Source organism: Amphritea opalescens, assembly GCF_003957515.1.
Lineage (GTDB): Bacteria > Pseudomonadota > Gammaproteobacteria > Pseudomonadales > Balneatricaceae > Amphritea > Amphritea opalescens.
The window spans coordinates 18089-28805 of the sequence record NZ_RQXW01000012.1 but is presented as its reverse complement, the minus strand read 5'-3'; the positions used below and the strand labels follow the sequence as shown (position 1 = coordinate 28805).

The 10717-nt window shown below is 51.6% G+C and carries 9 protein-coding genes; all 9 read left to right on the top strand.

The annotated features are described in order from the left end of the window. Positions 1 to 6: 6 nt before the first annotated feature. Positions 7 to 1359: a UDP-N-acetylmuramoyl-L-alanine--D-glutamate ligase gene (murD, locus tag EH243_RS13160; RefSeq protein ID WP_126159136.1), complete on the top strand. Its 1353-nt coding sequence runs from the start codon at positions 7 to 9 to the stop codon at positions 1357 to 1359. Continuing rightward, positions 1356 to 2579 (top strand): putative lipid II flippase FtsW, encoded by a 1224-nt coding sequence (gene ftsW, locus EH243_RS13155; RefSeq protein ID WP_241235081.1) that lies wholly within the window; start codon positions 1356 to 1358, stop codon positions 2577 to 2579. Before murD ends, ftsW begins: the two co-directional genes overlap by 4 nt. Further along, positions 2572 to 3669 (top strand): undecaprenyldiphospho-muramoylpentapeptide beta-N-acetylglucosaminyltransferase, encoded by a 1098-nt coding sequence (murG, locus tag EH243_RS13150; protein ID WP_126159135.1) that lies wholly within the window; start codon positions 2572 to 2574, stop codon positions 3667 to 3669. Before ftsW ends, murG begins: the two co-directional genes overlap by 8 nt. A 35-nt stretch (positions 3670 to 3704) precedes the next feature. Continuing rightward, the gene (gene murC, locus EH243_RS13145) at positions 3705 to 5111 is read left to right on the top strand and encodes a UDP-N-acetylmuramate--L-alanine ligase (RefSeq protein ID WP_241235086.1); all 1407 of its coding nucleotides are present in this window, start codon (positions 3705 to 3707) and stop codon (positions 5109 to 5111) included. Next, positions 5111 to 6055, top strand: a complete 945-nt coding sequence (locus EH243_RS13140; RefSeq protein ID WP_126159133.1) for a D-alanine--D-alanine ligase — start codon at positions 5111 to 5113, stop codon at positions 6053 to 6055. Before murC ends, EH243_RS13140 begins: the two co-directional genes overlap by 1 nt. Before the next feature lie 3 nt (positions 6056 to 6058). Further along, positions 6059 to 7030, top strand: coding sequence for a cell division protein FtsQ/DivIB (locus EH243_RS13135; RefSeq protein ID WP_126159132.1), 972 nt, complete (start codon positions 6059 to 6061; stop codon positions 7028 to 7030). A gap of 10 nt (positions 7031 to 7040) precedes the next feature. Continuing rightward, positions 7041 to 8282 (top strand): cell division protein FtsA, encoded by a 1242-nt coding sequence (gene ftsA / locus EH243_RS13130; RefSeq protein ID WP_126159205.1) that lies wholly within the window; start codon positions 7041 to 7043, stop codon positions 8280 to 8282. A gap of 172 nt (positions 8283 to 8454) precedes the next feature. Beyond that, on the top strand, positions 8455 to 9651 hold the full coding sequence (gene ftsZ / locus EH243_RS13125) for a cell division protein FtsZ (RefSeq protein ID WP_126159131.1): 1197 nt from the start codon (positions 8455 to 8457) through the stop codon (positions 9649 to 9651). Positions 9652 to 9769: 118 nt separating this feature from the next. After that, entirely contained in the window at positions 9770 to 10684 is a 915-nt protein-coding gene (lpxC, locus tag EH243_RS13120; RefSeq protein ID WP_126159130.1) for a UDP-3-O-acyl-N-acetylglucosamine deacetylase, read from the top strand. Positions 10685 to 10717 lie beyond the last annotated feature (33 nt).

Here is a 10717-nt window from a genome sequence, read left to right as displayed (position 1 = left end):
GATATTGTGAGCCTGATAGCGACGGATCAACTGCGGATAATCATCGGACTGGGTCAGACCGGGCTTTCCTGCGCGCGCTATCTGGCGGCTAAAGGGTTGCCGTTTATGCTCGTTGATACGCGGGATGCGCCACCGAACCTTGAACTGATTCATGCAGAGTTTCCTGAAACAGAAGTTCATTGCGGTGAGTTGAATCCAGCACTGCTGTGCCGTGCCAGCGAAATTATTCTGAGCCCCGGCGTTGCTAAAGATCAGCCCGCTATTCAGGCAGCCGCGGCGGCAGGGGTAAAGCTCAGTGGTGATATCGATCTGTTCTGTCAGGCGGTTAGCGCACCGATTGTTGCGATCACGGGTTCCAATGCCAAAAGCACCGTGACCACCTTGGTAGGTCAGATGGCACTGGATGCGGGTATTGATACCGGTATCGGTGGCAATCTAGGCACCCCCGTGTTGGATATGCTGAGCGACGGTGAACAAGCGTTGTATGTACTGGAACTGTCGAGCTTTCAGCTGGAAACGGTGAATGATCTGCGGGCAGCGGCGGCGACCGTGCTGAATGTAAGCCCTGATCATCTTGACCGTTATAGCAATAGCTTACATCTGTACTATCAAGCGAAACATCGGGTGTTTAAGGGTGCGGCGAACGTCGTGATTAATCGTGATGACCCCTTGACCTCTCCGCTGGTGAGTACGGGCGTTAAAATTAGCAGTTTTGGCTTAGGTCGACCCGACCTGAATCAGTTTGGACTGCTTGAAAAGGATGGGCAAACATTCTTGGCGCGGGGTTTAACCCCACTACTAGCCGTGAATGAACTCAAGATTCAGGGGCAACACAACTTGGCTAATGCCTTAGCGGCGTTGGCGCTGGGCGAAGCGGTCAATATTCCACTTGAGTCTATGTTGCAAACCCTTAAGCAGTTCGCAGGGCTGAAGCATCGTTGTCAGTGGGTCGCGGATAAGCAGGGTGTGGCGTACTTCAATGACAGTAAAGGTACTAATGTCGGTGCGACGGTTGCCGCGATTAATGGTTTATCTGCGATATTGGCTGAAGGACATAAAATAGTCTTGATCGCTGGCGGCGTCGGTAAAGGGGCTGATTTTAGTGACCTTGAGAAACCGCTGAAAGCAGCGGCTCGGGCATTGGTTTTGATCGGTAAAGATGGTGGTTTGATCGACCAAGCCGTTAGCTGCCTTGAGGGACATTACGCTGAAAGCATGACAGCTGCGGTTGAGTTGGCGACAAGCTTGGCGCAACCCGGTGATATCGTGCTGCTGTCACCCGCCTGCGCGAGTTTCGATATGTTTAGTGGCTTTCCTGCTCGGGGAGATGCATTTATTGAATCGGTGGAGGCGTTATGACAGCGAGTGCTGCACTGAAGGTATCTATGCCCACAACGGCAACGATAGGCAACCGTGTGTTGCCATTCGACCCGTTACTGGTGGCTGCAGCGCTGTGTTTGATTTTGCTCGGTTTTGTGATGATTAGTTCAGCCTCGATTGAGGTTGCAGCGGTACGAAATAGTAATCCGTTTTTTTATATGATCCGCCATGGCCTCTTTATTGTCATCGGTTTAACCGCGGCGATTATTGTTTTGCGAGTGCCTATCAGTCTTTGGGAGCGTGGTGGCCCTTTGCTGCTGTTGGTCGGTTCGGTGTTGTTGATATTGGTGTTGTTTGTTGGTCGAGAAATCAATGGTTCCGTTCGCTGGATTCCACTGGGCCCTGTCAACCTTCAGGCGTCGGAAGTGGCCAAGTTTACCATGGTGATCTATCTGTCCGGCTATCTAGTCCGCCGTTTGACGGAGGTTCGCGGAAGTTGGATGGGGGTTATTAAGCCCGCGTTTCCACTGGCTTTCTTTGTCTCTTTGATGATTTTTGAGCCGGATTTCGGTGCTGCCGTGGTGTTGATGGGTAGCGTGATGGGGATGATTTTCCTCGGGGGTATGAAGTTTAGCCAGTTTGCGTTGATTGTGAGTGGCTGTGTTGCCGTTATCTCTTCGTTGGCGATGTGGCAGCCCTATCGGGTGGTGCGATTAAAGACCTTTCTTGATCCTTGGGCCGATCCATTTGGCTCGGGTTATCAGTTGGCCCAGGCGCAGATCGCATTTGGCCGAGGAGACTGGTTGGGTGCCGGTTTAGGTAATAGCGTGCAAAAGCTTTTTTATCTGCCCGAGGCACATACCGATTTTGTTTTTTCGGTGCTGGCTGAGGAGATGGGATTGATCTTTGCACTGCTGGTCGTGGTGCTATATGGCTTGATGGCGCAACGGATGTTTCGTATTGGGCGTCGCGCTGAAAAGTTACAGCAATTTTTTATGGCGTATATGGTTTATGGCTTCGCCATTATGTTGACCGGACAGGCGCTGATTAATATCGGAGTTAATGTCGGCGCATTACCCACTAAGGGGCTGACGCTACCGTTGGTCAGCTATGGTGGCAGTAGTTTAGTGGTGAGCTGCGTCATGATCGCGATTGTGATGCGGGTGGATTACGAATTGAAGCGGCTACAGGTTAAGGCTGCAAGTAAGCCAAAGGCTGGCAAAAAGAAACAATCAACAACAGGCAGTGACGATGAATAAGGGCCGCAAAGTACTGATTATGGCTGGAGGGACCGGAGGACATGTTTTTCCGGCACTGGCGACGGCGGACTGCTTACGACAGCAGGGTGTTGCGGTGGAATGGTTGGGTACTGCGGCGGGTATCGAAGCGGATGTCGTACCCGCAGCGGATATTCAGTTGCACTGTATAGATGTAAAAGGTCTGCGTGGTAAGGGGAAGTTAAGCTTACTGCTGGCACCCTTGCGCCTGCTGCACGCTTTGAGTCAAGCGTTTGGGGTGTTACGCCGAGTAAAACCGGATGTTGTGCTGGGAATGGGTGGTTTTGCCTCAGGTCCCGGTGGTCTGGCTGCTTGGTTAACCGGTGTGCCGGTGTTGGTACATGAACAGAATGCCTGCGCGGGGATGACCAATAAGATTTTAGCGAAGCTGGCTCGACGGGTACTAGAAGCCTTCGGTGGTGCGTTTAAGGGTAAGGTGGCGACGACCGTCGTGGGTAACCCCGTGCGTGGCGATATTCTGAACCTAGCTGCACCGACTGAGCGCTTTGCTGGTCGAGAAGGGCCATTACGCCTGTTAGTGGTGGGGGGCAGTTTAGGCGCGAAGGCGATCAATGAACTCCTGCCTGAGGTGCTGAGTGCGTTGCCTGAAGGGATGATCCCTGAGGTGTTGCACCAAGTGGGCAAACGTAATCTAGCTGAAACCGAAGCGCTCTATCAAGCGGCGGGTTTCGCCGATCGGAAATCTATTCGGGTGGTGCCCTTTATTGAGCGGATGGATGAAGCCTATGGCTGGGCGGATCTTGTGCTCTGTCGTGCCGGCGCACTGACTGTTAGTGAATTAAGTATTGCTGGTGTGGCATCGGTACTGGTGCCATTTCCATTTGCCGTAGACGACCATCAGACGGGTAATGCTCGTTATTTGGCCGAGGCTGGCGCGGCGATTCTGATTCAGCAAAATGAACTGAATCGAGATCGTCTGATAAATATTTTGACAGAGCAGCTGAATGACCGTGAGGTATTGCTAGCGATGGCGCAAAAAGCGCGTCAGCTGGGGCAACCCGAGGCGAGTCAGGCCGTTGCTGATATCTGTCTGGAGGTAATGAACAAGTGACCGATAATACCACTGAAATTTATGAAGTCCCTGAGATGCGCCGAATCCGCAGAATTCACTTTGTGGGTATTGGTGGTGTCGGTATGTGTGGTATCGCCGAGGTTCTGTTGAATCAGGGGTATCAGATTACCGGTTCAGATATCAAAGCCTCAGTGACGACCGATCGTCTTCAAGCTATGGGCGCTGAGATCTTTATCGGCCATCTGGCGGAAAATATTACGGCGGCCAATGTGGTGGTGATTTCGACTGCGGTGGGTGATGACAATCCCGAGGTGAGTGCGGCGAGAGAGCGACGTATCCCTATTGTGCGCCGGGCTGAGATGCTGGCCGAATTGATGCGTTATCGCCATGGTATCGCGGTTGCTGGTACCCACGGGAAAACCACGACTACGAGTCTGCTCGCATCGGTGATGGCTGAGGCTCGCCTCGATCCTACCTTTGTGATTGGTGGCCGTCTTAACAGTGCCGGTACCAATGCCAAGTTGGGAGGTAGCCGTTATTTGGTGGCCGAAGCCGATGAAAGTGATGCGTCCTTCTTGCATCTGCAACCGATGGTGGCGATTGTCACCAATATCGATGCGGATCATATGGACACCTATGGCGGTGATTTTGGCAAATTGAAGCAGACCTTTGTTGATTTTCTGCACAACCTGCCTTTTTACGGTTTAGCGGTGCTGTGTACCGATGACCCAGTGGTTCAAGAGATTATTCCACAGGTTGGGCGTCCCATCGTTACTTACGGTGTGAACGATGATGCGGATTATCGGGCAGAAGATATTGTTCAGCGGGGAATGCAAACCAGCTTTACGGTGAAGCGTCCCGACGGCCGGACAGATTTGCAGGTCACGGTGAATATGCCGGGTAGACACAATGTATTGAATGCCTTGGCGACGATTGCGGTGGCCAGTGATGAAGGTATCGACGATGCCTCAATCTGTAACGCTTTACAGAAATTTGAAGGGGTCGGACGACGTTTTCAGGTGTTGGGTGATATCCCAGTCGAAGGCGGTACGGCGATGCTGGTGGACGATTATGGTCATCACCCCCGTGAAGTGCAGGCGACTATCCGTGCGGTTAAAGAGGGTTGGCCGGATAAGCGGCTAGTGATGATTAATCAACCGCACCGTTATACCCGGACAAGGGATCTATATGAGGATTTCGTACAGGTCTTGTCGGAAGCCGATGTGCTGCTGTTGATGGAAGTTTATGCTGCGGGTGAAGAGCCGATCGCTGGCGCGGATAGCCGCAGCCTGTGTCGCAGTATTCGTCAGCGCGGTAGTGTTGATCCGATCTTTGTAGAATCCGTCGATGCGGTGCCTGGGGTGCTCAAGAATCTGCTGCAACCGGGAGATCTGTTGTTGACCCAAGGCGCGGGGAATATCACCGCGCTGGCTCATCAGCTATCTAAGCTGGATCTAACCGTTGTAAAGGAGGTGGATTGATGAGCGATTTTTCAGTCTCTGCACAGGAGCGGGCACAGTTTGGTCGGGTGGCGGTGCTGTTCGGTGGCTCATCGGCAGAACGCAGCATCTCCCTCAAAAGTGGTGCTGAAGTGTTGCGTGGCTTGCAGCAAGCCAATGTCGACGCCTTCGGTATCGATCTCTGCGCCGATGGTGCTGATCCGCTAGCACAGTTGCAACAGGCCGAGTTTGATCGGGCATTTTTGATCATGCACGGTCGTGGTGGTGAAGACGGCACAATGCAGGGTGTACTGGAGATCATGGCGAAACCCTATACCGGCAGCGGCGTGATGGCTTCGGCACTGGGGATGGATAAGGTTAAGTGTAAACAGATATGGAGTGCGGCTGGGCTACCAACGCCAGCCTATGTTGTACCGGATGAAACCACCGATCTACAGCAACTCGCTGACCGGTTGGGTTTTCCGATGATTGTTAAACCGGCCCATGAAGGCTCAAGCATCGGAATGAGTAAGGTGCGCAGTGTCGAGGCGTTGGCGGAGGCGATCAATGCCGCGCAGCAGTTTGACCGAGCGGTTCTGGTCGAAAGCTGGATCAGTGGCCCTGAATTTACGATTGCGGTGTTAAATGGTCAAGCGTTGCCGATTATTCGCTTAGAAACGCCCCATGACTTTTACGATTTTGATGCCAAATATCAGGCCAATGATACCCAATATCATTTTGATAACGCGTTGACCGACAGCCAAGAGGCCGAACTGAAACGATTGTCTGAGCAAGCCTTTGAGATGGTGGGTTGCCGTGGTTGGGGACGAGTCGATGTGATGCTAGATGAGCAGCGAGGCTTTCAGCTGCTGGAAGTGAATACCTTGCCCGGTATGACGGATCACAGTCTGGTGCCGATGGCAGCGCAGGAAGCGGGGATTAGTTTTGAAGAGCTGGTGGTGACTATTTTGCGGGGGAGCCTGTAGGCGATGCTGAAAAAACTGTTTTCTGCCGAACAAACCACACCGGAGCCGCCCAAACGGGGTGCTTCAGCGACGGTTTATAAGAAAACAGAACAACCACAAAGCAAAGTCGCTAGCTGGTTTAGGCAGGTTAAAAAATTACCGCCGCTTAAAAATGATACAAGAACTGACACTAAGACCGCGCGGCAGAGCCCAACAGAGGCTGCGGTTGAACAGAGCGAAGGGCCTTGGTGGAATCGTATTGATGGTGACTGGTGGGTTAAGCCTGCGACGATTCTGACCGCGCTGGCGGTATTCATGGTGTTGATGAGTAATGCTTATGGCGCCCTGTATCGCTGGTTGGATCAGCCGGTCGAACAGGTGATATTTGCCGGCAGTACACAGCATCTAGATCGCCAACAGATTGCTGCTAAGTCGGTCGCACTGATGAATGGTGGGTTACTCAGTGCGGATATTGAGGCGGTTAAATCGGGTATACAGATAGATCCTTGGGTCTATCAGGTTGGGGTCGGTCGGCGTTGGCCTGCATCCTTATATCTGACGGTGACAGAAGAGGTACCCATCGCCCGTTGGGGGGAAGATGGATTGTTAAATCATGAGGGCGATATTTTTTGGCCCGATGATGTTGCTAAATACAACGCCTTACCGCGCTTGCGGGGGCCTTCGAGTAATACGGGGATGATGATGTCGGAGTATTACGACTTAAATCAGATGCTCCGTAATACCGGATTACAGTTAGTGGAGTTAAAGCTGGAAGCCCGTGGTGCTTGGACGCTGTTATTGGATAACGGCATTCGGGTGGTGGTAGGGCGTGATCAGGTCGTGGCGCGCTTAGAGCGTTTTTTGACCATCTACCAACAGCGTTTGCAGGCCGATGCGGATGCCGGCCGAATAGAACAGATTGATATTCGTTACAACAACGGCATTGCCGTTAAGTGGCGCCCTTTGGCGGCCACTGATGAACAACAGAAGGGTTGATACAGAGAATATGGCGATGAAGCCTGGAAATAATATGATCGTGGCACTGGATATCGGCACCTCAAAAGTGGTGTGTCTCGTTGGCGAAGTAGGCCTGGACGGCATGATCGATATCGTTGGCATTGGTTCCCATGAATCCCGTGGGCTTAAGCGCGGCGTGGTGGTAAATATTGAATCCACCGTGCACTCGATTCAGCGGGCGGTGGATGAAGCTGAGTTGATGGCCGGTTGTAAGATTCATTCGGTCACCGTGGGGATTGCCGGTAGTCATATTAATAGTATGAATTCTCACGGTATCGTTGCGGTGCGTGAGGGTGAGGTGATGGAGCATGACCTCGAAAGGGTCATCGATGCTGCCCGAGCCGTGGCCATTCCGGCGGATCAGAAAATCCTGCATATATTACCGCAGGAGTATGTGATCGATAATCAGGAAGGGATTCGCGAGCCGCTGGGGATGTCCGGTGTTCGTTTGGAAGCCAAGGTTCACTTAGTGACGGGCGCAGTGAATGCGGTCCAGAATATTGAAAAATGTGTGCGGCGTTGCGGCTTGGCGGTGGATAACTCGGTATTGGAGCAGTTAGCTTCTAGTTTTGCCGTGTTGACCGAAGATGAGAAAGAGCTGGGTGTGTGTATGGTCGATATGGGCGGTGGTACTACCGATATCGCTATCTTTACCGGTGGATCTATCCGGCACACAGCGGTTATCCCGATAGCGGGGGATCAGGTGACGAACGATATCGCTATGGCGTTACGTACCCCTACGCCCCATGCGGAAGATATCAAAATTAAATACGCCTGCGCATTAGCGCAACTGGCGCGAGCAGAAGACACCATTAAGGTACCGAGTGTGGGCGATCGTCCATCACGGGATCTGTCTCGCCAGGCGTTGGCTGAAGTGGTTGAGCCTCGTTATGACGAGCTGTTCACCCTAGTGCAGTCTGAACTGCGACGTAGCGGATTTGAAGATTTAGTCGCCGCCGGTATCGTACTGACCGGTGGTACAGCGAAGATGGAAGGCGCAGTCGAATTAGCCGAAGAGATTTTTCATATGCCGGTACGGTTAGCCTTACCAAAAGGCGTACGCGGGATGGGGGATATTTTGAATAGCCCTATCTACGCCACCGGCATCGGTTTGCTGCAATACGCTAAACAGGATGTACAACATCAGGTTGAAGCGGTACCGGTTGATGATGGTGGTGAACAACCGAATGTACTGCAACGGATGAAAACCTGGTTTCAGGGGAATTTTTGATGATGTTATAAGCGTAGAGCAGAACGGATTCGAAGCATAAATAGAGCGGGGCGTGATACACAAGGTGTTATCCCCGGGTGATTGAAGTATTCACAGGATGTGGCAGTCAGCAATGAAACAGAATGCAACACAAGCAGGTGCGGGTCGGGCACTGAACCTGGAGGGAAGGGATATGTTTGAATTAGTAAATGACATTGCACAGAGCGCCGTTATTAAAGTGATTGGCGTTGGCGGCGGCGGTGGTAACGCGGTACAGCACATGGTCTCATCAGAGGTTGATGGGGTTGAGTTCATCTGTGCTAATACCGATGCGCAAGCATTGAATCATATGGGCTCGCGCAGCGTCCTGCAGCTCGGTGGCGAGATCACCAAGGGGTTAGGAGCTGGTGCCAATCCAGATATTGGTCGGCAGGCGGCGCTGGATGATCGTGATCAGATCGTCGAGGTGCTGCGTGGCGCGGATATGGTGTTCATCACCGCCGGTATGGGTGGTGGCACCGGTACCGGGGCGGCTCCGATAGTCGCTGAAGTGGCGAAAGAGCTGGGTATCCTGACGGTTGCGGTTGTGACCAAACCGTTCCCGTTCGAAGGTAAAAAGCGGATGCTGATTGCCGATCAGGGTATCAAAGAGCTGTCTGAGCATGTCGACTCTCTGATTATCGTGCCTAATGAAAAGCTGCTAAAGGTGTTGGGTAAAAACTGCACTCTGATCAAAGCCTTTGATGAAGCCAATGATGTGCTTAAAGGCGCCGTGCAAGGGATCTCCGACCTGATTATCCGCCCGGGGATGATGAACGTCGATTTTGCCGATGTACGCACCGTGATGTCTGAAATGGGCACCTCGATGATGGGTACTGGTGTCGCGCGGGGTGAAAATCGCGCTATCGAAGCGGCGCAGGCGGCGGTTCGTAGTCCATTGCTAGAAGATGTCGATTTGATGGGCGCTCGGGGTATTCTGGTTAATATCACTGCCGGTCTTGATTTAGGCTTGGGTGAGTTCAGTGATGTGGGGCAGGTGATCGATGAGTTTGCCTCCGATAATGCCATCGTAGTGGTGGGTACCGTTATTGATCCTGAAATGGAAGATGACATCAAGGTCACCGTGGTCGCTACGGGATTGCAAAAAGCAGAAGCTGCGGAAACTACGGTTAAGGTAGTGAGTAGCAACCGTAAGCCTGATGGTGAGTTGGACTTAGATCAGCTTGAGTTACCGGCAGTGCATCGCCGCAAAGCCGATCATATTAGTGCTGAAAAAAACAGACCTTCGCAAAGGGAACTTTCTGGTTCACAGCAGTCGAACAGTAGCACACAAGGGGAAACAGAGACCTATCTGGATATCCCGACGTTTTTGCGGCGTCAGGCAGATTAATGGAAATGCCCCATTAGCCTGACATTGTCGGTATTACACTTAATCAGTTATTGCTGATATAGGTGTAATTTTGCTAAAATGGTGCGTTAATCGCCACAAAATAACCTTGGCAGGAATTATGATCGGACAACGTACATTACGGAACAGCATTAAAGCAACTGGTGTGGGGCTCCACACCGGGCAGAAAGTGTATCTAACACTCAAACCTGCACCTGTAGACACGGGTATTGTTTTCCGTCGTGTTGATCTCGAGCCAGTGGTAGAAATTAATGCCTGTGCCAAAAATGTGGGCGATACGACTCTGTCGACTAATCTGCAGAAAGGTGATGTACGGGTCTCTACTGTTGAGCATCTGTTGTCGGCTCTTGCTGGGTTGGGCATCGATAATGCATTTGTTGAACTGAGCGCTGAAGAAGTGCCTATCATGGATGGCAGCGCTGCGCCCTTTGTCTTCCTGATTCAGTCTGCGGGCATTCAAGAACAGAACGCACCGAAACAGTTTATCCGCATTAAGAAAGAGATTCATGTCGAGTTAGACGATAAATCGGCCACCTTTAAGCCTTTTAACGGGTTTAAAGTTAGCTTTATGATCGAATTTGACCATCCTGCGTTCGCTGAACGTAATATGGAAGCCTGTCTAGATTTCTCCAGCACATCATTTGTAAAAGAAGTTAGCCGCGCGCGAACCTTTGGTTTTATGCGAGATATTGAATACCTACGTACTCAAAATCTGGCATTGGGCGGCAGTATGGACAATGCCATCGTTGTGGATGACTACCGTATCCTGAATGAAGATGGTCTGCGTTACGATGATGAGTTTGTAAAACATAAGGTACTGGATGCCGTCGGCGACCTTTATCTGTTAGGTAAAAGCCTGATTGGTGAGTTCCATGGTTATAAATCCGGTCACTATTTAAACAATCTACTATTGCGCAAACTACTGGAAACAGAAGATGCCTGGGAGATTGTTACCTTTGAAGGGCGTGAGGAATCAATGCCTATTTCATACTTGCAGCCCGCTGCTGTCAGCTAAATCGTAGCCATTCTATAAAAGCCGGACTCTTGA